The following is a 21,234-nucleotide window of genomic DNA, read 5'->3' on the forward strand; positions in this document are numbered from 1 at the left end:
TGTGAGCAAGCTGACCGGACAACGGATCGAGGCCGAGCGGCTGGACGGGTGGGCCTACCTGCTCGGCGGCCTGCAGACCCGCATCCACACCAAGGACTTCGCGACCGGACTCGCGGTCGTCAACGCCATCGGCGCGGCGGCCGAGGAGATGAACCATCACCCCGAGCTCACTCTGCGCCGCACCCACGTGGACGTTCGGTTGACCAGCCACGACGAGCGCGCGGTCACAGAGCGTGACATCCGGCTCGCCCGTGCCATCTCCTCCGTCGCCGCCGACGCCGGGGTGCGGCTGGAGTGCTCCGGCGTCTCCCAGCTCGAACTCGCCCTCGACACCCCGGGCCGAGACGTGATCGCACCGTTCTGGGCCGCGGTGCTGGCGATGGAGCACCTGTCCGGTCCCGGCTTCGGCGACGAGGTCCGCGACCCGGCCGGCGTTCTGCCGACCGTGTGGTTCCAGACCTCCGACGGCGGGGAGCCCCACCAGCGCTGGCATCTCGACATATGGCTGGATCCCGCGCAGGTGGAGCCACGCATGACCGCGGCGCTCGCCGCCGGCGGCACGCTGGTCAGCGACGCGGAGGCGCCGAGCTTCTGGGTGCTCGCCGACCCCGAGGGCAACCGGGCCTGCCTGTGCACCTGGCAGGCCCGCGACTGACCTCGGCCGACGCCCGCAGGCGGCCCGTCGGCGGGCGTCGGCGGTTCCAGAGTCTCGTGCCGGCCGCCGAGGCGCACCTTGGCACCGGTCACGCGGCAAGGCTCTGGATGATGAGGACCAGCGCCGAGATCGCCGCCACCACCAGGATGGCGGCCCGCACCCTGCCCCCGTCGAGATATCTCCGCAGCGGCCCGGAGACCAGGAACCCGAGGATCATCGGCACGATGAGGGTCGCGCCCGTCGTCAGCGCCCGCGCCGGAAGACGGTCGACGACGGCCAGGATGACCAGCGACTGCGCGGCGCTCAGGAAGAAGAACATCGCCAGCGTGGCCCTGATCTGCGCCCCCTTGGCGCTCTGGTAGACCAGCGCGATGGGCGGCCCGCCGATGCCGGTGGCGGTGCCGGTGATGCCGGACACGAACCCGGCCGCGGTGACCGTCACTCCGTTGCGCGGCACGCTCAGCGCCCGCGCGGTCAGCCCCACGGCGACGAGCACCATGACACCGACGAAGACGCCTAAGGTGTAGACGGATATGTAGACCACGATGAACCCGCCGATGATGCTACCGGGCAGCCGCCCGAGCATCCCGAACCCCACCCCGCGCCAGTCGACCCGACGCCACTCCACGGCCAGCGTGAACACCGGCAACGTCATGTTGACCACCTGGATCGCACCAGGCATCACCCCCGGATCGAGCAAGGTCAGCACAGGCGCGGCCACCAACCCCAGCCCGAACCCCACAGCGCCCTGCACGACGGCTCCGACGAAGACCGCCAGCCCACCAACGAGCAGCACCCACAACTCATGACTCATGCACCAGAGTCAATCATTTGAACTCTGTGTTGCCGTTCGCATACGCAACGTCGCCATAGCGCTGTATGGTCTCCATAGACGCAGACATAGCCTCTGGAGTATGCGGATGAAGCCGAAAGCAACGACGATACGTGTCAGCGTCGCAACAAGAGATCGCATCGCCCGCATCGCCCGTCAGGAGGGCCGAACCATGACCGAGGTGCTCAACGAAGCCATTCATGACTACGAACGCAAGCAGTTCTGGGAGGAGCTCAACGAGCAGATCGAGCGGACCCAACGTGAGGACCCCGATTCCTGGGCCGCCTACACCGCCGAACGCGAGCTCTTCATGGGCCCACCATCCCGTTCTCGCCGGATAGCACCGGAGTGGGAGGGGCTGATCACATTTCCCGAGGAAAACAATGAAAATAGCGCAAGGTGAGATCTGGTTCGCCGACTTCGGTGAGCCGACAGGCCGCGAGCGGGGCTTCTCCCGCCCTGCGCTGATCCTCAGCAACGACAACCTCAATCACTCAAGGTTGGGACTCGTTCTCGCCGTTCCCTTGACGACCCGAGAGCGTGGCTATCTCACGCATGTCAGGATCACCTCTGACGGGACGGGCTTGGCCAAGACGAGCTGGGCGATGGTCGAGCAACTTCGAGCCGTCTCCCCGGATCGGTTCGACTTCCACGTCGGACACGCTCCGGATGACGTCGTCAAAGACGCGATCATCGTGCTCAACCGGATGATGTGAGATGTGGCCGCCCGGCGAAGCGGAATTTCGCCGGGCGATCGCTCACATCGTGCCAGAGTCCGGCGCATCCCACTGCTCTAAGCTCCTTGATCGTGCTCTCCCGCTCCCCCGCCCGGCCCGATCCGGCTGCGGCCACCCCCGCCAAAGCCGAGTCCGCCTCAGCCGACGTCAGGCCCGATTCATTCGCGGTCCGCCCCGCCAGGCCCTTCCGTCGCGGGCCAGGTCGCCGCGTGGCGGTCCCGGCGCCGCTGCTCGCGCTGAGCGCCGCCTGCCTCGTCGCCCTGCCACCCGGCACGGTCATGGCTGCCGGTCGGTCCGGCGCACCCGCCGACCGGGCCGGCACCGCCACACTCACCGGTCGGCCCACCGCCACGACGCTCACCACTCGGCCCGCCGCGGCGATCGCCGGGCGAGTGGGGCCGGCCGCGCCCACCCGGCTGGCACGGAGCGGGAAACTGGCGGCGCGGGCGTGTGCCGAGCCGCCGCTCGTGTGGGGGAACGTGCCGCGAGCACGGGAGTACTTCGGGGTGATCACGAAATGCCTGGAAAAGTCGTGGTCCGCGCACTTCGCCAGGGCCGGGCTGGCGTTCCGGAAGCCCGTCGTGCGGTTCTACGACGAACCCGAGCAGCGGGTGTGCGGGGTCCGCTGGCCCTCCGGCGCCTCCGCCTTCTACTGCACCGAGCGGGGCACCCTGGTCTTCCTGCTCACCGGCGACTGGATCGAGGGCCGCACCGACCTCTATCCGCTGAAGGTGGCCGCCCACGAGTACGGTCACCACGTGCAGAGCCTGACGGGGATCAGGCGCCACTACGAGGCCCGGATCCGCGCCGACCACGCGCGCCAGGCCGAGCTGGGCCGCCGCTACGAGCTCCAGGCCGACTGCCTGTCCGGGGTGTTCATCGGCAGCGTGTGGGGTTCGCTCTCGCGCAGCCAGGACGATTGGGCCGCCGTGGTGGAGGCGACCAAGGCCACCGGTGACGACGACGATCGCCGCAGCCACGGCACGGGAGGCAACCGGGCTTACTGGCTCAAACGCGGCTTCACCGCGGTCTCCCCCGCGGCCTGCGACACCTGGAAGTCGACCCCCTCCCGGGTTTCCTGACCTCGGCGACCGAGCCTCCCGCCCGGCTCCGGGATCAGGCCCCTGACCGGCTTGGGAAAGGCCCGGGATGCCCGGAAGCCGCCTCGCGCATGGGTGCAGCGACGAGGCGGCTTCCGGTGGTCGGGTGGTTCCCCCGAGATGGGCGTGTGAGGATCGCGCCCTCCCGCGCCGCCGGTGAGGCGGGCGGGCCCCCGCCACCGCCGTCCGGCTGTTGGCCGGGCGGCGGACGCGGGACGTGTGACCTACTTGGCGAGCAACGAGCGTAGAACGTACTGCATGATGCCGCCGTGCCGGTAGTAGTCGGCCTCGCCCGGCGTGTCGATGCGCACCACCGCGTCGAACTCGACGTCGCCGGCCTTGACGTGCACCGTCGACGGGATGCCGCCCTTGTTGAGCTCCTCGACGCCGGTGAAGTCGAACGTCTCCTCACCGGTCAGCCCGAGTGACTCGGCCGTGACGCCCTCGGGGTACTGCAGCGGCAGCACGCCCATGCCGATCAGGTTGGAGCGGTGGATGCGCTCATAGGACTCGGCGATGACGGCGCGGACGCCGAGCAGCGCGGTGCCCTTGGCCGCCCAGTCACGCGACGAGCCGGAGCCGTACTCCTTGCCCGCCAGCACGACCAGCGGAGTGCCCGCCGAAGCGTAGTTGACCGAGGCGTCGTAGATGAACGACACCGGGCCGTCGGGCTGGGTGAAGTCGCGGGTGTAGCCGCCCTCGGTGCCCGGTGCGATCTGGTTGCGCAGGCGGATGTTGGCGAACGTACCCCGGATCATCACCTCGTGGTTGCCACGTCGCGAGCCGTAGGAGTTGAAGTCGCGGACCTCGACCCCGTGCGCCTGCAGGTACTGGGCGGCGGGGGTGCCGACCTTGATCGAGCCGGCCGGCGAGATGTGGTCGGTGGTGACCGAGTCGCTCACCTTGACCAGCACCCGCGCGCCGGAGATGTCGGACACCGGCTCGGGGGACGACGGCATGCCCTCGAAGTAGGGGGCCTTGCGGACGTAGGTCGAGTCGGGGTCCCACTCGAAGGTGTCGCCCGTCGGGATCGGCAGCGACCGCCAGTGGTCGTCGCCCTTGAACACGTCGGCGTAGTCACGCTCGAACATGTCGCGCCCGATCGAGGAGTGGACCACGGCCGAGATCTCCTCGGGCGCCGGCCAGATGTCGCGCAGGAACACCGGCTCGCCGTCGGCGCCGACGGCGAGCGGCTCGGTGTCGAGGTCGATGTCCATGGTGCCGGCCAGCGCGTAGGCCACCACGAGCGGCGGCGAGGCCAGGTAGTTCATCTTCACGTCGGGGTTGATGCGGCCCTCGAAGTTGCGGTTGCCGGAGAGCACGGCGGTGACCGCGAGGTCGTTGGCCTGGATCGCCTCGGAGATCTCCGGCAGCAGCGGCCCGGAGTTGCCGATGCAGGTGGTGCAGCCGTAGCCGACGAGGTTGAAGCCGATCTTGTCGAGGTAGGGCTGGAGCCCCGAGCGCTCGAAGTAGCCGGTGACGACCTGCGAGCCGGGCGCCAGCGAGGTCTTGACCCACGGCTTGCGGGTCAGGCCCTTTTCCACGGCGTTGCGGGCCAGCAGAGCGGCGCCGAGCATGACGTACGGGTTGGAGGTGTTGGTGCACGAGGTGATCGCGGCGATGGAGACGATGCCGTGGTCGATCTCGAAGGAGGTGCCGTCGGCCAGCGTGACCGGCACCTTCTTGTGCGGGCGCGAGCCGTTGAGCTCGGGGGCGTGCGGCTCGTCGCCGTTGCCGCCGTGGCTGATGGCCGGGGAGTCGGACGCCGGGAAGGACTCCTCGGACGCCTCGTCGGTCGGGCCGAGGACGGTCGGGGCGTAGTCCTTGACCGCCGCGCGCCAGGCCCGCTTGGCGTCGGAGATCTCGATGCGGTCCTGCGGGCGCTTGGGGCCGGCGATCGACGGCACGACGGTGCCGAGGTCGAGCTCGATGTATTCGGAGAACACCGGATCGGGCGCCGACTGGTCGAGCCAGAGGCCCTGGGCCTTGGCGTAGGCCTCGACGAGCGCGATCTGCTCCTCGGAGCGGCCGGTCAGCCGGAGGTAGTCGACGGTCTGGCCGTCGATCGGGAAGATCGCGCAGGTGGAGCCGAACTCGGGGCTCATGTTGCCGATCGTGGCCCGGTCGGCCAGCGGCACGGACGACACGCCCTCACCGTAGAACTCGACGAACTTGCCCACCACGCCGTGCTTGCGCAGGATCTCGGTGATCGTCAGCACGAGGTCGGTGGCGGTGGCCCCGGCGGGCAGCTTGCCGTTGAGCTTGAAGCCGACCACGCGCGGGATCAGCATGGAGATCGGCTGGCCGAGCATCGCGGCCTCGGCCTCGATGCCGCCGACGCCCCAGCCGAGCACGCCGATGCCGTTCTCCATCGTGGTGTGGGAGTCGGTGCCGACGCAGGTGTCGGGGTAGGCCTTGCCGTCGCGGGTCATCACCACGCGGGCCAGGTGCTCGATGTTGACCTGGTGGACGATGCCGGTGCCGGGCGGCACCACCTTGAACTCGTCGAAGGCCGTCTGGCCCCAGCGCAGGAACTGGTAGCGCTCGCGGTTGCGTTCGTACTCGCGCTCGACGTTGCGCTGGAAGGCGTCGGGGTGACCGAAGTAGTCGACGATGACCGAGTGGTCGATGACCAGCTCGGCGGGGGCCAGCGGGTTGATGCGGGCCGGGTCGCCGCCCAGGTCGCGGACGGCCTCGCGCATGGTGGCCAGGTCGACGACGCAGGGCACGCCGGTGAAGTCCTGCATGATGACGCGGGCCGGGGTGAACTGGATCTCCACGCTCGGCGCGGCCTCAGGATCCCAGCCGCCCACCGCGCGGATGTGGTCCGCGGTGATGTTGGCGCCGTCCTCGGTGCGGAGGAGGTTTTCCAGCAGGATCTTCAGGCTGTACGGGAGGCGGGCAGCGCCCTCGACGGCGTCCAGCCGGAAAATCTCATATGACGCGTCGCCGACGCGCAGCGTGTCACGGCTGCCGAAGCTGTTCGCGGACACGGTGATTCGCCCTCCTCCATAGACGGTTGCTCCTTTGAATCCTGCCGCACAGCGGAAGCGATCAGCACGTTAGGTGACCCTAACTCCACAGGCCGCGGCGGATGTCTCGATATCAAGATATCCGGAAAAGTATCTCGACATCAACTTAAACCGGCCCGAGACGGACGAACAGCAAGCCGACGATGGCGACGGACAGCAACGGAGCGAGGATCTTCTGCTCGAACTTCCGGCCCGTCTTGATGCCGATCTTCCACGGCAGCAGGAACTTCACCGACAGCGGCCAGAGCACCGGGCAGCCGCGCTCGGTCATGCAGTCGCCCACGACGTGGATCAGGCAGCCGATCCCCACCGCCATGCCCAGCCAGGCGTAGCCCACCTGCTGTGAGAGGAACACGGCGTAGAGCCCGGCCGTGAGCCCGATGTTGATCAGGGCCGACCCCATCTTGTTGCCGGGGATGCCGACGCCGATGGCGCGTAACGCGAGCCCGATGAGCAGCACGACCATGATGTCGCGGCCGAGCGGATAGGTGCTCGCCAGCCAGTGGGCGCCGAACCCCATCGCGACCGCGAAGGCCAGCGAGTGGGTGGCCCCCCGGTGACCGCCGGCCAGCCAGTTGACCGCCTTGCTCAGTGTCCAGGTGACAGGCCCGAAGGTCTGCGCGATCGTCGCGCTGGGATGGTCGAGGTCGGGCAGCATCGCCGCGCCCGCGCAGATCATCGCCCCGGCGATGAGCTCGGACGGGCCTAACGCGCCCGCCATGATCCCCGTCTCGATGAACCGGTTGGACTCCATGACCATCGGCAGCGCCGCGAGCCCCGGCGCGAGCCCCAGCCAGGCGACGGCTCCCGTCATCGCGTGCGTGTGCCCCATCATGATCCGGACTGTACGGCAAAGCCCATGACCACGCGCCGGGCCCGCCTTTGCGATCCTCTGAGCCCGTTCGGCGGCCCTCGGCGGTGTCCCGACCCCGCGAAACCCAGGAAACCCGGGAAACGCAGACGAGGTCGTCTCCGCGGCGACAGCACCCCCCAGCCCTGCCGACGCGGAACGACCTCGTCTGCTCTGAACAACGAGAGTGTCCGGGATCCTGTTCCCCGATTCCGCAACTTTTTCGTGATGTGTCTCACTTTGTCGCGAACGTTGCCAACGACATGTTGTCGATATATCTTTGAAGCATCAAGAACAGTCAGAAAGAAGGAGACATCATGACTGCAGCACAAGCGGCGGGCGGGCAGTGGCCCGACACACGCGAGTTCAAGCGCGCCGCGCGCGACGCCATGAGGGCCATGGCCGGCGCCTGGCAGCAGGGCGGGCACCGCCACCATCATCACCACCACCAGGGACCGCACGAGGAGAGGCACCGGGGCAGGCGACCGTTCCCGCCCGAGTTCGGGCGCGGGCCGTGGGGTCCCGGCGCACCGTGGGGCCAGCACCGGGGCGGCTGGGGCGGCCGCGCCCGCAAGGCCAAGCGGGGCGACGTCCGCGCCGCGATCCTGGCGCTGCTCGCCGAGCAGCCGCGCAACGGCTACCAGATCATCCAGGAAATCGCCGAGCGCAGCGAGGGCGGCTGGAAGCCCAGTCCGGGCGCCGTCTACCCGGCGTTGCAGCAGCTCACCGACGAGGGCCTGGTCGTCGCGCAGGAGAACGAGGGCCGCAAGACCTTCCGCCTCACGGACGAGGGCCGCGCCTACATCGACGCGCACCCCGACGAGGTGCGCGCCCCGTGGGACGAGATGCGTCCCGACATCGACGAGAACACCGCCGACATGTGGGATCTCACTCGCCAGTCGGCGTTCGCTCTCATGCAAATTCTGCAGACCGGGAGCGACGCACAGATCCGCGAAGCGCGTAAGACTCTTGTTGAGACCCGGCGCAAGCTCTACCAGATCCTGGCCGACGGCGATCCGGGTGAGGAGTGACCCCATGACCGGCGCCGCTGCGAGAAGCCGGCTCGGAGAGAAGGAGCCACCTGCCATGGATCCCAGCGATCTCCGCATCGGCGACGCCGAACGCGAGCACACGATGACCGCCCTGCGCGAGCACTTCGCGCAGGGCCGGCTCGACCACGAGGAGCTCGACCAGCGCCTCGGCCAGACCCTGGCCGCCCGCACCGCGGGCGACCTGGCCCGGGTGACGGCCGACCTGCCCGGCTCCGGCCCGCAGCCCTACCGCGACCCCGTCGTCCCGGGGCCGGGCGACTGGCACGCGGCCATGAAGGCGCAGCGGGCGCAGATGCAGTCCATGCGGCAAGCCCACCGCGACCTGCGGCGTGAGGGGCGCCAGTGGCCTCACCAGTCCCGTCGCCACCATCACCGCGGGCCGGGGCCCCTCCTGCCGATCCTGTTCGTGGTCGGGATCGTGGGGGTGATGTTCGGCGGCTGGGGGCTCCTCAAGGTGGTGTTCTTCATCTGGATCGGGTCCATGATCTTCAGCGCGATCCACCGGCGCACCCACCGCCGTTCCTGACCTAGCCCGCGCATTGACGGCGGGGTCAGGTCGTCGCCCGCGCGCGTGGTCAGCCCATCTCCTCCAGCCTGCGGCCCTTCGTTTCCTTGACCCATTTCACGACGAAGAGGAAGGACAGCGCGGCGAAGCAGGCGTAGCCGGCGTAGGTGGCCGGCAGGTTCCACTCCGAGAGGGCCGGGAACGACACCGTGATCGCCCAGTTGGCGATCCACTGCGCGGACGCGGCCACGCCGAGCGCGGCGGCGCGGATCCGGTTGGGAAACATCTCGCCCAGCAGCACCCAGACCACCACACCCCACGACAGGGCGAAGAACAGCACGAACACGTTCGCGGCGATGAGCGCGATCATGCCCTGCGGGCTGGGCAGGGTGACCGTGTCGCCGACCTTCTCGGCGGTGCTGAACGCCCAGGCGGCGGTGCCGAGCGAGAGGGCCATGCCCGCCGAGCCGATGAGCAGCAGCGGCTTGCGCCCGATCTTGTCGACCAGCGAGATCGCGATGAACGTGCCGACGATGTTGATGACCGAGCTGGAGAAGCTGATCAGCAGCGACTCGCTCTGCGCGATGCCCACCGACTGCCAGAGAACGGACGAGTAGTAGAAGATCACGTTGATGCCGACGAGCTGCTGGAACGCCGACAGGGCGATGCCGATCCAGACGATCCCCCGCAGCCCCAGTCTCGGCCCGCGCAGGTCCTTCATCGTCGGCCTGCGCTCGGTCTGGAGCACGTGCTGGATCTCGGCGACCCTGGCGTCGAGGTCCACGTCGGAGCCCTCGACCTCGGCCAGCACCCTGCGGGCCTGCCTGGGGCGGCCGGCCATGATCAGGTATCGGGGCGACTCGGGGATCGTCAGGGCGAACAGCAGATAGAGCAGGGCCGGCACGACGCACGCGCCCAGCATCCACTGCCAGGCCTGCAACCCCCACAGCTGGTTGTTGACGTTCCCGCCGGCCACCCGCGCGATCGCGTAGTTGACCAGCTGGGACACGGCGATGCCGAGCACGATCGCGAGCTGCTGGAACGAGCCCAGCCGCCCGCGGTAGGCGGGTGGCGAGACCTCGGCGATGTAGGTGGGCCCGAGCACCGAGGCCATCCCGATCGCGACGCCCGCGAGGAAGCGCCAGCCGCCGAGATCCCAGATGGAGAACGGCAGCATCTGCCCGATCGAGCTGATGGCGAACACGATCGCCGCCACCTGCATCGTCCTGGTGCGTCCCAGCCGGTCGGCCAGGCCGCCGCCCACCCAGGCGCCGAGGGCGGAGCCGAGCAGCGCGATCGCGACCACGAGCCCGATCTCGACGGCGCCCACCGCGAAGTACTTCTGGATGCCGACGACGGCGCCGTTGATGACGGCGCTGTCATAGCCGAACAGGAACCCGCCGATCGCCGCGGCCGCCGTGATGAAGACGATGTGGCCCAGGTGCTCTTGATGGGCGTCGTGAGTCGCCATGCCGGCCCTCCTTCAGACCCCGGAGATACCCGCAGGTCAGGGAGGTACGGCTGGACTTACACAAACTTGATGGAATCAGATCAAAGCCAACCCATCCGCTGAGCGGTGCGAATGGCCTCGAGCCGGTTCTGGGCGCCCAGCTTGGTCATCGCGCTGGACAGGTAGTTGCGCACGGTGCCCTCCGTCAGGTGCAGCTCCGCCGCGATCCTGGCGATCGTGGCCCCGTCACCGGCCAGCCGCAGGGCGTCGCGCTCCCGCTCGGTGAGCGGGCTGTCGCCGGCCGCCATGGCCGCCGCGGCCAGCTCCGCGTCGAGGTAGCGGCCGCCCGCCTGGACCTTGCGGATCGCCATGGCCAGCTCCTCGGCCGAGGCGTCCTTGCCGAGGAACCCGCTCACGCCCGCCGCCATCGCCCGGCGCAGGTAGCCGGGACGGCCCAGGCTGGTCAGGATCACGATCTTGCACTGGGAGCTGATCTGCTCGGCCGCGCTCAGGCCGTCCATGCCGGGCATCTCGATGTCGAGCACCGCCACGTCGGGCCGGTGCTCGGTGACCGCGGCCAGCACCTCGTCGCCCCGGCCCACCTGCGCCACCACGTCGATGCCGTCCTCCAGGTCGAGGAGGGCGGCGAGAGCCCCGCGGATCAGGTGCTCGTCGTCGGCCAGCAGCACGCGTGTCGTCATGCTCGCACCGCCGCCCTGAGCAGGTAGGAACCCTCCCCGGTGGGCGCGGCGGACAGTGTGCCGCCCGCCGCGCGGACCCTTCCGGCCAGCCCGGCCAGCCCGTTGGGGGCGTGGTCGCCCACCGGCCCGCTCACCCCGTCGTTGGACATCTCCAGCACCCCATCCGTGATCGTGATCGTGCAGTGCCCGGCCTCGCTGTGCTTGAGCACGTTGGTCGCGCCCTCGCGCACGATGGTGGCCAGCAGCGTGCGGGTCTCGGCGCTCAGCATGGCCGTCTCGGCGCGCACGGTGCAGCTCACGTCCGCCGCCTCCAGCACCGCGCGCACGCTGGACAGGACCTCGTCGAGGTCCAGCGCCCGGTAGCTCTGCACGGTGGCGCGCACCTCGCGCAGCGCCTGCCTGGTCAGGTCGCGGACCGCGAACATCTCGCGCCCGGCCGCCGCCGGATCGGTCTCCAGCGCCTCCTGCGCGCCCGCCGTCCTGGCGGAGATGTCGGCGAGGCTCTGCCCGAGCAGGTCGTTGAGGTCGCGGGCGAACCTCAGCCGCTCCTCCGACACGGCCAGTCGGGCCTTGGCCTCCTGCCCCTCGTACGCCTCCTTGGCCACCCGCCAGAGCCACAGGTTGGCCAGGACGCAGCCCACGACGATCGCCGTCAGCGCCGTCTGGAGCCCGAAGAGCGCCCACGACCAGCTGCTGACCAGTGCCACGTAGCCGTTGATGGCGAGGACCGACGCGACGGCGGCGAGCGCGACGGTGCGCCGCCGCACGAACGGCGTCAGCATCCCTGCCCACAGCGCGGTCGCCCAGACGACCGGGATCACGGAGAGCACCAGCGCGAGGACCCCGGTCACGGCCAGCAGGACCGTGGGACGCGAGCCGCCCCTGACCGCGATCCGGAACGACCGGGCGGACAGCGCGATGAGCGTGGCCAGCAGGACGGCCGCGCCGCCGGCCGCCCACCCGGGCATGCCGAGGCCCCACAGGATGTACAGCTCGGCGAGGCCGAGCAGGGGCACCAGGTGGATGATGTCGGTGGAGTAGACGATGAGCCACCGGATCTTGTCCAGCTTGGTCGCGCGCCTTCTCATGCGGGCACCGCCGCCCGCAGCAGGAACTCGCCGGTGGAGGTGGGCCCCGCCGACAGGGAGCCGCCCACGGCGGCCAGCCGCTCGGAGAGGCCGCGCAATCCGGTGCCGCCCGCGGCCGGGGAGCCGTGCACCCCGTCGTTGCGCATCTCCAGCACGCCGCCGTCGATGACGATCGCGCACCGCGTGGCGGTGCTGTGCTTGAGCACATTGGTGGCGCCCTCGCGCACCACCCACGCGAGCAGCGCGCGGGCACCGGGCGACAGGTCGTCGGCGCCGGCCTCGACCGTGCAGCGGGTGCCCGCCGCCTCCAGCGCGGCGCACACGCCGTCGAGCTCCTCGTGCAGGTCGATCCCCTGGTAACCGTCGACGGCCAGCTGGACCTCGGTGAGCGACTCGCCGGCCAGGCGGCGTACGTCGGCCATCTCGCGGGCCGCCCGGCCAGGGTCCTTGGTGGCGAGCTTGGCCGCCAGCTCGCTCTTCAGCGTGATGACCGACAGGCTGTGCCCGAGCAGGTCGTGCAGGTCGCGGGCGAAGCGCAGCCGCTCCTCCGCGACGGCCAGGCCGGCCTTGGCCTCCTGGCTCTCGTGGGCGTCGCGGATCGTCCACCACAGCCACCGCCACAGCCACATGGCGACGACCATCACTCCGGCGGTGAACGCCTGGACGGGCAGCACCACCTGCCACGGCTGCCCGGTGATCACGGTGACGACGGCGCTGGTGAGCACGATCACGGCGGCGCTCATGCAGAGCGCCGCCCACAGCGGCTGGAACAGGACCGCGGCCGACAGCCACAGGAACGCGACCATCGACCAGGAGCCCTCCCCCAGGACGTCGTTCGACGAGGGGGGCACGAGCAGCACCGCGCCGAGCGCCGCCATCCCGGACAGGACCAGCCGCGCGGTGGGCCGGGGCCGGTTGTCGTAGGCGGCCCTGAGCAGGAACGGGAGCGGGACGAGGACGCCCAGCAGGCAAGCCTCGGCGGCCAGGGCGTGTGGCACGGACAGACGGCCCTCGACGCCGAGGCGCACGACGAGGCCGCTCAACGAGAGCGCGAGCAGCGCCACCGCGCCGTCCATCCAGTAGAGGAGGAACCTTCTCGCCTTCTCCGGGCGGGCCACCGTCCCTCCCCCTCACCACAAAGAGCCTGTTGCTCCGGAAATCCTATAGTTCAGCCGGATGCGCTCCAGAGGGCTCGGAACACAGCGGAACCGGAAGCGGCCCCGCGCAGGGAGACCCAGGCCGGCTCCTGGCGGACGGCGAACACGGCCAGCTCGCCCGCGTCAACCTCGCTCAGGTCGCCGGAACCGGCCGACACGAGGGTCAGCGCGACGCCGTGACCGGCCCCGGTGGTCACGGTGTGTTGTCCGCCGGCGGCCACGGCGTGACCGGTCGGGCCGAGTGCCCGCGCGATCTGGCCCCGCGCCGCGCTGACGGCCGCCGCGAGCCGCGCCATCCTCCCCTCGGCCGCGTCCCGCGACTCGATCGTGACCAGCAGGTTGACCGTGCCGACGCGCACGCCCTGCTCACGAGTGAGCCGCAGCATCGCCACGTCGCGCGCCGCCAGCCCGTACGGCCGCAGCGTGAGCGTGAAGCCGGCCCGCAGCGGCCGCTCCCGCTGCAGGGCGTGGACGGCCCGCGCCCGGCGCAGCACGACGGCCCGGTCGGCGCCGTCGCGGACCTCGAAGTCGACGGACCGGACGCCCAGGGCTCCGACGACCCCGCGGTAGGCGGACGCGAGGGCGCCCGGCCTGGTGCAGGTGGCGGCGAGCTCCCGCCCGCCGGGGCCGCCGAAGACCACGACCGCGTCGGCTCCCAGGGCGCGCAGTCGGCCGACCGGATCGGCCACCGGGTCGAGCCGCCCCGACCACGCGGGCGTGCACTCCTCGGCGCCGGCGACCACGTGCCCGAGGGCGTACCAGCGCAGGCCGGTGCGGCGCGCGTCGGCGGGGAGGTCGAGGCCGGGCTCACGCGCGGTGTCGACGAACCTCACGAACCCGGACGGACCATCGCGACCGGCCTGCCGAGCGGGCGACGTGGACAGGGCGGCGGGCGCGGGCGGAGCGGACCCGGGACGGTCGGCGGCGTCGGCGGGGAGCAGGGTGATCGCCGCCCCCGTCGCACCGGCCAGAGTCAGTGCCACGAGGAAGGCCACAGGGCGCGGGAGCGTGCCCGGCTCCCGCCTGTGCCGCGGACCCGACATGAGCCACTCCGAGTGCTTGACCGGCTACCGGCCGTGAGGCTAGCAGGGGATCACGCGCCCCCGGGTCTGTTTCGCCGATGCCAGATAATGGCGGCATGAAGTTGCGGATCTTCACCGAGCCCCAGCAGGGCGCCACTTATGACGACCTCCTCACTGTCGCCCAGACCGCCGAGCGGCTGGGGTTCGACGCCTTCTTCCGGTCCGACCACTACCAGCGCATCGGACCCGGCGACCCGGGGCCCGGCTCCACCGACGCCTGGATCACGCTGGGGGCGCTGGCCAGGGAGACGTCCACGATCAGGCTGGGCACGCTCGTGTCGCCGGCCACGTTCCGGCTGCCCGGCCCACTGGCGATCGGCGTCGCCCAGGTCGACCAGATGAGCGGCGGCCGGGTCGAGCTGGGCTTCGGCACGGGCTGGTTCGAGGGCGAGCACACCGCCTACGGCATCCCGTTCCCACCGGTCGGCGAGCGGTTCGCCCGGTTCGAGGAGCAGCTGGAGATCATCCTGGGGTTGTGGACGGCCGGCACGTCCTACTCGTTCGAGGGCGCCCACTACCGGCTGGCCGACTCGCCCGCGCTGCCGAAGCCGGTCCAGCGTCCGCACCCGCCGATCATCATCGGCGGGTTCGGCGCCAGGCGGACGCCCCGGCTCGCGGCGACCTACGCCGACGAGTACAACGTGCCGTTCCGCTCCCTGCCCGACACGGGTGAGGCCTTCCAGCGGGTACGTCAGGCGGCCGAGGCCACCGGCCGCGGCCTCGTCTACTCCGCGGCCCAGACCGTGTGCGTGGGCAACGACCAGGCCGAGCTCGAGCGCCGGGCGGCCGCCATCGGCACCGGTCTCGACGAGTTGCGGGCCAACGGGCTGGCGGGCACTCCGGCGGAGGTGCTGGAGAAGATCGGCGCGCTCACGAAGCTGGGCGCCGAACGGATCTACCTCCAGGTGATGGACCTGGCCGATCTCGACCAGCTGGAGCTGATCGCGGCCGAGGTGCTGCCGTACGTGTGACTGGCTGCCGGACGTGCGACTAATCGAGTAGCACCGCTTTGTCGTGCTACGCCACACTTGGGTGGTGCTGCTGACGATCTCCACCACTGCTCGTCCGGCGACCGACCTCGGCTTCCTTCTGCACAAACATCCCGACCGGGTGCAGAAGTTCGGCCAGTCGTTCGGCACGGCGACGGTGTTCTACCCCGAGGCGGGCGAGCGGCGCTGCACGGCGGCGCTGCTGCTGGACGTCGACCCGGTCGCGCTGGCCAGGTCGCGCGGCAAGGGCTCGCCCGACTTCAGCCTGTCGCAGTACGTCAACGACCGGCCCTACGCGGCCTCCTCGCTGCTGGCGGTGGCCCTGGCCGACGTCTTCCGGACGGCCCGGGCCGGGCGGTGCGCGGCCAGGCCGGAGCTGCCCGGCACACCGCTGCCGCTGGAGATCGGGCTGCCGGCGCTGCCCTGCCGTGGTGGGCCCGAGCTGGCCGGGCGGCTGTTCGAGCCGCTCGGCTGGCGGGTGTCCGCGCAGGCCGTACCCCTCGACGAGGGGTTCCCCGAGTGGGGCGACTCGCGTTACGTCCGTCTGTCGCTCAGCGGGACCGTCCGGCTGGCCGACGCGCTCAACCACCTGTACGTGCTGCTGCCGGTGCTCGACGACACCAAGCACTACTGGATCGCGCCCGACGAGGTCGACAAGCTGATCCGCGCCGGTGAGGGCTGGCTTCGCGAGCATCCCGAGCGCGGCCTGATCAGCCGGCGTTATCTGGGTCGCCGGTGGGTGCTCACGCGCACGGCGCTGGCCCGGCTCGCCGAGCTGGGCGACGAGCCCGAGGAGCGGCTGGAGCCCGCGGTCTCCGAGGAGGCCGCCGTGGGCGAGACCGCGGCCGACGAGATGGCCGCGGCGATCGCCCAAGACGTCCCGGACGGCGCCCGGAACGACGTGCCATCGAACGGCGACGCCCCGGAGGGCGGACCCGCCGACGTACGAGACGGCGCGGCGGAGCCGAAGGCGCGACCGCTCGCGGTCCAGCGGCGCGAGGCCGTGCTGCGGACGCTGGAGGAGCTCGGCGCGGCGAGCGTGATCGACCTGGGCTGCGGGCAGGGCGCGCTGGTCGGCGCGCTGCTGGCCACGCCCAGGTTCGCCCGGGTTGCCGGGATGGACGTGTCGGCGATGGCACTGACCATCGCGGCGCGCAAGCTGCGGCTGGAGCGGATGCCGGACGGCAAGCGGGCCAGGCTGACCCTGTTCCAGGGCGCGCTCACCTACACCGACAAGCGGTTGTCCGGCTATGACGCGGCCGTGCTCATGGAGGTCGTCGAGCACGTCGACCCGCCGCGGCTGGCCGCGCTGGAGCGGGTCGTGTTCGGGCACGCCAGGCCGGAGCACGTGATCGTCACCACTCCCAATATCGAGTACAACGTGCGCTACGAGTTCCTGACCGGGCTGCGCCACCCCGACCACCGCTTCGAGTGGACCCGCGCCGAGTTCGCCGGCTGGGCCGCCCGGGTGGCCGCCGAACACGGCTACCGCGTCGTCCTCCGGCCCGTGGGCGAGGAGGACCCCGAGGTCGGCCCGCCCACCCAGATGGGAGTGTTCACCCGTGATCAGCGTTCCTGAGCTCTCGCTCGTGGTGCTCGTCGGCGTCTCGGGCAGCGGGAAGTCGACGTTCGCCGCCCGGCACTTCAGGCCGACCCAGGTCATCTCCTCCGACTTCTGCCGCGGCCTGGTGTCCGATGACGAGAACGACCAGTCGGCCACCCCGGCGGCGTTCGAGCTGCTGCACCACATCGTCGGCACCCGCCTGGCGCGCGGCCTGCTCACCGTGGTCGACGCCACGAACGTGCAGTATCCCGCCCGTAAGTCGCTCATCGACCTGGCCCGGCGGCACGACGTGCTGGCCGACGCCATCGTGCTCGACGTGCCGGAGGAGGTGGCGATCCGGCGCAACGCCGTGCGTCCCGAGCGTGACTTCGGAGCGGGCGTGGTGATCCGGCAGCGCAAGGACCTGCGCCGCTCGCTGGGCAAGATCTCCCGCGACGGGTTCCGCAAGGTGCACGTGCTGCGCGGTCTCGACGCGATCGACGACGCCACGATCTCGTACGAGAAGGCCTGGACCGACAAGCGGCACCTGACGGGACCGTTCGACATCATCGGCGACGTCCACGGCTGCCGCGCCGAGCTGGAGTCGCTGCTGGAGCGGCTCGGCTGGGTCGTGGAGCGGGCCGGCGGCCAGGCGGTGTCCGCCCGCCACCCCGAGGCCAGGACGGCGGTGTTCGTCGGCGACCTGGTCGACCGCGGCCCCGACACGCCGGGCGTGCTGCGGCTGGTCATGGGCATGGCCGAGGCGGGCACCGCGATCTGCGTGGCGGGCAACCACGAGCAGAAGCTGGTGCGCGCGCTGAACGGCCGGGCCGTCAAGACCACGCACGGCCTGCGGGAGTCGCTCGACCAGCTCGGCGCCGGGCCGCCGGAGTTCGCCGAGCGGGCCCGCGCGTTCATGGACGGCCTCATCAGCCACTACCGGCTCGACGGCGGCCGGCTGGTCGTCGCGCACGCCGGTCTCAAGGAGGCCTACCACGGGCGCGCCTCCGGCCGGGTCCGCGCCTTCGCCCTGTACGGCGACACCACCGGCGAGACCGACGAGTACGGCCTGCCGGTCCGCTACCCGTGGGCCGAGGAGTACCGCGGCCGGGCCATGGTCGTCTACGGCCACACGCCCACGGTCCACCCCGAATGGGTCAACAACACGATCTGCCTCGACACCGGCTGCGTGTTCGGCGGCTCGCTGACCGCGCTGCGCTACCCCGAGCGCGAGCTCGTCCAGGTGCCGGCCGAGCAGGTCTGGTACGCGTCGGTCAAACCGCTCGACGGCCCCGCCCGCGACCCCGCCATGCTGGACATCGGCGACGTGCGCGGCACCAGGCACGTCGAGACCCGCTTCGGCACGCGGGTCAAGGTGCTGGAGGAGAACGCGGCCGCCGCGCTGGAGGTGATGAGCCGGTTCGCGGTGGATCCGCGCTGGCTGGTCTACCTGCCGCCGACCATGGCGCCGCCGGAGACGTCCAGGCTGGACGGCTACCTGGAGCACCCGCACGAGGCGTTCGAGGAGTTCGCCGCCGCCGGCGTGAACGAGGTCGTGTGCGAGGAGAAGCACATGGGCTCGCGGGCGGTCGCCGTGCTGGCCCGCACGCCGGAGGTCGCGGCGGCCCGGTTCGGCGTCACGGACGGCGGCTCCGGGACCGTCTACACCCGCACCGGACGGCCGTTCTTCGGTGACCTGGCGCCCCTGGTCGACGGGCTCCGGGAGGCGTGCGAGCCGCTGTGGACGGCGCTCGGCTCGGACTGGGTGGCGCTCGACTGCGAGCTGCTGCCCTGGTCGGCCAAGGCGGGCGAGCTGATCAGGGCCCAGTACGCGTCGGTGGGGGCGGCGGCGCGGGCGGCGCTGCCCGAGGCGGTGTCCGCCCTGGAGGCGGCGGCCGGGCGCGGACTGGACGTGGGCGAGCTGCTCGACCGCACCCGCCGCCGGGCCGGCAACGCGGCGCTGTTCCGCGACGCCTACGCACGCTACTGCTGGCCGGTCGACGGTCTCGACGGCGTGCGGCTGGCGCCGTTCCAGATCCTGGCCTGCGAAGGGCGGGCGACGGCGCTGGAGCCGCACGCCTGGCACCTGTCGACGCTGGCGCTGCTCGACTCTCCGCTGATCACCCCGACCCGTCACGTGTTCGTCTCGCTGGACTCCGCGGAGTCCCGTGCCGGGGCGGTGGCCTGGTGGGAGGCGCTGACGGCGGCCGGTGGCGAGGGGATGGTGGTCAAGCCCGCCGTCCACACGCCGGGCCGCGTACAGCCGGGCGTCAAGGTGCGGGGCCGCGAATACCTGCGCATCATCTACGGGCCCGACTACACCGAGTCGCTGGACGTGCTGCGCCGGCGCTTCCTCGGCAAGAAGCGGTCGATGGCGCTGCGCGAGCACGCGCTGGGGCTGGAGGCCCTGTCCCGGCTGGCCGACGGCGACCCGGGCTGGCGCGTCCACGAACCGGTCTTCGCGGTGCTCGCCCTGGAGTCCGAGCCGGTCGATCCCAGGCTCTGACCGCCCTCACTCCCGCCGGCCGACACGTCAGCTCCCCCACTCCCGCCGGGCCGACGCGTCAGCTCCCCCACACCTGCCGGGCCGACGTGTCAGCCCCCCACACCTGCCCGACGCGTCAGCCCCCTACGCCTGCCGGGCCGACGTGTCAGCTTCCCTCGGCGCACCAAGCCCTGACGGCGGTGACGATCTGGCCGGCCTGGTGGCGGGTCACGTCGGTGAAACGCTCCTGGACGTTGCTGACCAGCTCGGTCTCCGGCACTCCCTGGACGATCTCCAGGCAGGTGGCGCGGGCCCGCGTCAGCGTGCGCGGCTCCTCGGCCACCAGCCATGGGGCGATCCCGTCCAGCCGGGCCAGGAACTCCGACCACTGCTCCTCGTTCGGATCCGGCGTCCCGCTCACCACCCCGGACGCGGCCCCGGGCAGCCGGCCACCCGTCCCGGAGAACGGCGGTGAGACGTCCAGGGCCAGGATCAGCGTGGCGGCCACCCCGGCCACCAGGACGCCCGTGAGGGACGCCCACGCCAGCGGGCCCCGTCGAAGCCGGCGGCTCGCGGACGATCGGCGCTCCTGTGATCGCTGGGGACCCATGCTGCGCACCGTACGCCCTCATGGGCGAATCATCCGGTTCTCACGCGTACGGACGCCCGAAAAAGCCCTTTCGGACCGGGACAAACCCCCGAGAGCTAGCCTCTGACCAGCAGCGCGACGCACTCCACGTGGTGGGTCATCGGGAAGGCGTCGAAGGCGCGCAGATCGTCGAGGCGGTAGCCGCGCTCGGCCAGCCAGGCCAGGTCGCGGGCCAGCGTCGCCGGGTCGCAGGAGACGTAGACGACGCGCGGCGCCTCCAGCGAGGCGACGCGGTCCACCACGTCACGCCCGAGCCCGGTCCGGGGCGGGTCGACCACCACCAGGTCGGCCCGCTCGATCTGGAACCGGTCGAGCGCCTCCTCCACCCGGCCCCGCTCCACCCGCGCCTGAGGGAGGTCGCGCAGGTTGGCCCGGGCGTCGCGGACGGCGGCGGCGTCGGACTCCAGGCCGAAGACGGCGCCCTCCGGGCCCACCGCCTCGGCCAGCCCGGCGGCGAACAGGCCCACGCCGCAGTAGAGGTCGAGCGCCCACTCCCCCGGCTCGGGAGTGGCATAGGCCAGAACCGCGTCGAGCAGCGTCTCGGCGGCCCCGGGATGCACCTGCCAGAAGCCGCTGCCCGAGACCCGGAACTCGCGGTCGCCCACCCGCTCACGCAGCACGCCCGAGCCCCGGCGCGGCACCGTGCGGCCCTTGCCCTGGTCGAGCAGGATCGAGGCTGGCACGTCGAGGTCGGGCACGGCCACCGCGCGGTGCGACCGGGGCCTGATGACCACGGCGTGGTCCCCGCCGGAGGAGGCGATCACTTCGACCCCGGCGGCGCCCGGCCACTCGTGGCGCTCCGCGCCGACCGTCTCGACCTCGGGGTGGGCGATCAGGCAGGCGTCGACCGGCTGGATGTCGTGCGATCGGTGTTTGCGGAAGCCCAGCTCGCCGCCGGGGCGGGCGGCGAACTGCACGCGAGTGCGCCAGCCGAGCCCGTCGGGGGCGCCGGGCACCTCCTCGACGACGATCTTCCGTTCGATGCCCGCCAGCCGCCGTAGCTGCTCGGCGACGACGTCGGCCTTGAGGGCGCGCTGCGCCTCCAGGGTGGCGTGCTGCCAGTCACAGCCACCACAGCGGCCGGGCCCCGCGTAGGGGCAGGGCGGCGTCACACGGTCGGGAGACGGCTCCAGGATCTCCACGGCGTCGGCCCGCAGGAACCGGGTCGTCTCCTCGGTGACCGCGGCGACGACCCGCTCACCCGGCAACGCGTGCCGGACGAAGACCACCCGGCCCTCGTGTCGTGCCACGCACCAGCCGCCGTGTGCGACCGGACCCACCGTCAACTCCAGAGATGCCTGTTCCACACGCATACCCTATGCCCTGC

At 71.5% G+C, this 21,234-nt stretch carries 19 protein-coding genes; 9 read left to right on the forward strand and 10 right to left on the reverse strand.

The genetic code is table 11. The features are described 5' to 3' along the window. Window position 1 precedes the first annotated feature (1 nt). Window positions 2–655: a 4a-hydroxytetrahydrobiopterin dehydratase gene (locus tag AB0I38_RS19250; RefSeq protein WP_358469316.1), complete on the forward strand. Its 654-nt coding sequence runs from the start codon at window positions 2–4 to the stop codon at window positions 653–655. A gap of 88 nt (window positions 656–743) precedes the next feature. On the opposite strand, the gene AB0I38_RS19255 is transcribed toward AB0I38_RS19250, so the two are convergent. Further along, a complete protein-coding gene (locus AB0I38_RS19255; protein ID WP_358469319.1) occupies window positions 744–1,469 on the reverse strand; it encodes a sulfite exporter TauE/SafE family protein in 726 nt (241 codons plus the stop codon). A 100-nt stretch (window positions 1,470–1,569) separates the two neighbouring features. On the opposite strand from AB0I38_RS19255, the gene AB0I38_RS19260 reads away from it, so the two are divergent. From AB0I38_RS19260 to AB0I38_RS19270, 3 genes are all read left to right on the forward strand, one after another. Beyond that, window positions 1,570–1,890, forward strand: coding sequence for a hypothetical protein (locus tag AB0I38_RS19260; protein WP_358469322.1), 321 nt, complete (start codon window positions 1,570–1,572; stop codon window positions 1,888–1,890). After that, the gene (locus AB0I38_RS19265; RefSeq protein WP_358469325.1) at window positions 1,871–2,203 is read left to right on the forward strand and encodes a type II toxin-antitoxin system PemK/MazF family toxin; all 333 of its coding nucleotides are present in this window, start codon (window positions 1,871–1,873) and stop codon (window positions 2,201–2,203) included. The genes AB0I38_RS19260 and AB0I38_RS19265 overlap by 20 nt, the downstream gene beginning before the upstream one ends. Before the next feature lie 230 nt (window positions 2,204–2,433). Beyond that, complete coding sequence (locus AB0I38_RS19270) at window positions 2,434–3,306, forward strand: neutral zinc metallopeptidase (RefSeq protein ID WP_358469328.1); 873 nt, start codon at window positions 2,434–2,436, stop codon at window positions 3,304–3,306. A gap of 242 nt (window positions 3,307–3,548) precedes the next feature. Here AB0I38_RS19270 and AB0I38_RS19275 read toward each other — a convergent pair whose 3' ends face one another. Then, entirely contained in the window at window positions 3,549–6,317 is a 2,769-nt protein-coding gene (locus AB0I38_RS19275) for an aconitate hydratase (protein WP_358469331.1), read from the reverse strand. 145 nt (window positions 6,318–6,462) lie between these two features. Next, the gene (locus AB0I38_RS19280) at window positions 6,463–7,191 is read right to left on the reverse strand and encodes a metal-dependent hydrolase (protein ID WP_358469334.1); all 729 of its coding nucleotides are present in this window, start codon (window positions 7,189–7,191) and stop codon (window positions 6,463–6,465) included. 332 nt (window positions 7,192–7,523) lie between these two features. Between AB0I38_RS19280 and AB0I38_RS19285 the strand changes: the two genes are divergently transcribed. Further along, window positions 7,524–8,237, forward strand: a complete 714-nt coding sequence (locus tag AB0I38_RS19285) for a PadR family transcriptional regulator (protein WP_358469337.1) — start codon at window positions 7,524–7,526, stop codon at window positions 8,235–8,237. A 55-nt stretch (window positions 8,238–8,292) separates the two neighbouring features. Then, entirely contained in the window at window positions 8,293–8,784 is a 492-nt protein-coding gene (locus AB0I38_RS19290) for a DUF1707 SHOCT-like domain-containing protein (RefSeq protein WP_358469340.1), read from the forward strand. A 49-nt stretch (window positions 8,785–8,833) separates the two neighbouring features. Here the strand turns inward: AB0I38_RS19290 and AB0I38_RS19295 are convergent, their stop codons facing one another. From AB0I38_RS19295 to AB0I38_RS19315, 5 genes are all read right to left on the reverse strand, one after another. Further along, the gene (locus tag AB0I38_RS19295; RefSeq protein ID WP_358469343.1) at window positions 8,834–10,234 is read right to left on the reverse strand and encodes a sugar porter family MFS transporter; all 1,401 of its coding nucleotides are present in this window, start codon (window positions 10,232–10,234) and stop codon (window positions 8,834–8,836) included. Between the two features lie 80 nt (window positions 10,235–10,314). Beyond that, window positions 10,315–10,914, reverse strand: coding sequence for a response regulator transcription factor (locus AB0I38_RS19300; protein WP_358469345.1), 600 nt, complete (start codon window positions 10,912–10,914; stop codon window positions 10,315–10,317). Next, the gene (locus tag AB0I38_RS19305; protein WP_358469348.1) at window positions 10,911–12,002 is read right to left on the reverse strand and encodes a sensor histidine kinase; all 1,092 of its coding nucleotides are present in this window, start codon (window positions 12,000–12,002) and stop codon (window positions 10,911–10,913) included. Before AB0I38_RS19305 ends, AB0I38_RS19300 begins: the two co-directional genes overlap by 4 nt. Beyond that, the gene (locus AB0I38_RS19310; protein WP_358469351.1) at window positions 11,999–13,120 is read right to left on the reverse strand and encodes a sensor histidine kinase; all 1,122 of its coding nucleotides are present in this window, start codon (window positions 13,118–13,120) and stop codon (window positions 11,999–12,001) included. The genes AB0I38_RS19305 and AB0I38_RS19310 overlap by 4 nt, the downstream gene beginning before the upstream one ends. Before the next feature lie 50 nt (window positions 13,121–13,170). Further along, the gene (locus tag AB0I38_RS19315) at window positions 13,171–14,202 is read right to left on the reverse strand and encodes a hypothetical protein (RefSeq protein WP_358469354.1); all 1,032 of its coding nucleotides are present in this window, start codon (window positions 14,200–14,202) and stop codon (window positions 13,171–13,173) included. Between the two features lie 95 nt (window positions 14,203–14,297). Between AB0I38_RS19315 and AB0I38_RS19320 the strand changes: the two genes are divergently transcribed. From AB0I38_RS19320 to AB0I38_RS19330, 3 genes are all read left to right on the forward strand, one after another. Further along, window positions 14,298–15,212: an LLM class F420-dependent oxidoreductase gene (locus tag AB0I38_RS19320; protein WP_358469357.1), complete on the forward strand. Its 915-nt coding sequence runs from the start codon at window positions 14,298–14,300 to the stop codon at window positions 15,210–15,212. A gap of 64 nt (window positions 15,213–15,276) precedes the next feature. Next, on the forward strand, window positions 15,277–16,809 hold the full coding sequence (locus AB0I38_RS19325; RefSeq protein WP_358469791.1) for a 3' terminal RNA ribose 2'-O-methyltransferase Hen1: 1,533 nt from the start codon (window positions 15,277–15,279) through the stop codon (window positions 16,807–16,809). Beyond that, entirely contained in the window at window positions 16,793–19,279 is a 2,487-nt protein-coding gene (locus tag AB0I38_RS19330) for a polynucleotide kinase-phosphatase (protein WP_358469360.1), read from the forward strand. The genes AB0I38_RS19325 and AB0I38_RS19330 overlap by 17 nt, the downstream gene beginning before the upstream one ends. Window positions 19,280–19,424: 145 nt before the next feature. On the opposite strand, the gene AB0I38_RS19335 is transcribed toward AB0I38_RS19330, so the two are convergent. Together AB0I38_RS19335 and AB0I38_RS19340 are read right to left on the reverse strand one after the other, a co-directional pair. Continuing rightward, window positions 19,425–19,868 carry a DUF732 domain-containing protein gene (locus tag AB0I38_RS19335; protein ID WP_358469363.1) on the reverse strand — a complete coding sequence of 148 codons (444 nt, stop codon included), beginning with the start codon at window positions 19,866–19,868 and terminating at the stop codon, window positions 19,425–19,427. Window positions 19,869–19,963: 95 nt separating this feature from the next. Further along, on the reverse strand, window positions 19,964–21,214 hold the full coding sequence (locus AB0I38_RS19340; protein WP_436838759.1) for a class I SAM-dependent RNA methyltransferase: 1,251 nt from the start codon (window positions 21,212–21,214) through the stop codon (window positions 19,964–19,966). Window positions 21,215–21,234 lie beyond the last annotated feature (20 nt).

This window comes from Nonomuraea cavernae (assembly GCF_040655715.1).
Classification (GTDB): domain Bacteria; phylum Actinomycetota; class Actinomycetes; order Streptosporangiales; family Streptosporangiaceae; genus Nonomuraea; species Nonomuraea cavernae_A.

Bases quoted from the DNA above. Each gene is read 5' to 3' on its own strand.
- AB0I38_RS19320 (WP_358469357.1), top strand. From the start codon at position 14,298: ATGAAGTTGCGGATCTTCACCGAGCCCCAGCAGGGCGCCACTTATGAC.
- AB0I38_RS19305 (WP_358469348.1), bottom strand. From the start codon at position 12,002: ATGAGAAGGCGCGCGACCAAGCTGGACAAGATCCGGTGGCTCATCGTC.
- AB0I38_RS19260 (WP_358469322.1), top strand. From the start codon at position 1,570: ATGCGGATGAAGCCGAAAGCAACGACGATACGTGTCAGCGTCGCAACA.
- AB0I38_RS19255 (WP_358469319.1), bottom strand. From the start codon at position 1,469: ATGAGTCATGAGTTGTGGGTGCTGCTCGTTGGTGGGCTGGCGGTCTTC.
- AB0I38_RS19315 (WP_358469354.1), bottom strand. From the start codon at position 14,202: ATGTCGGGTCCGCGGCACAGGCGGGAGCCGGGCACGCTCCCGCGCCCT.
- AB0I38_RS19295 (WP_358469343.1), bottom strand. From the start codon at position 10,234: ATGGCGACTCACGACGCCCATCAAGAGCACCTGGGCCACATCGTCTTC.
- AB0I38_RS19265 (WP_358469325.1), top strand. From the start codon at position 1,871: ATGAAAATAGCGCAAGGTGAGATCTGGTTCGCCGACTTCGGTGAGCCG.
- AB0I38_RS19285 (WP_358469337.1), top strand. From the start codon at position 7,524: ATGACTGCAGCACAAGCGGCGGGCGGGCAGTGGCCCGACACACGCGAG.
- AB0I38_RS19335 (WP_358469363.1), bottom strand. From the start codon at position 19,868: ATGGGTCCCCAGCGATCACAGGAGCGCCGATCGTCCGCGAGCCGCCGG.
- AB0I38_RS19280 (WP_358469334.1), bottom strand. From the start codon at position 7,191: ATGATGGGGCACACGCACGCGATGACGGGAGCCGTCGCCTGGCTGGGG.
- AB0I38_RS19300 (WP_358469345.1), bottom strand. From the start codon at position 10,914: ATGACGACACGCGTGCTGCTGGCCGACGACGAGCACCTGATCCGCGGG.
- AB0I38_RS19290 (WP_358469340.1), top strand. From the start codon at position 8,293: ATGGATCCCAGCGATCTCCGCATCGGCGACGCCGAACGCGAGCACACG.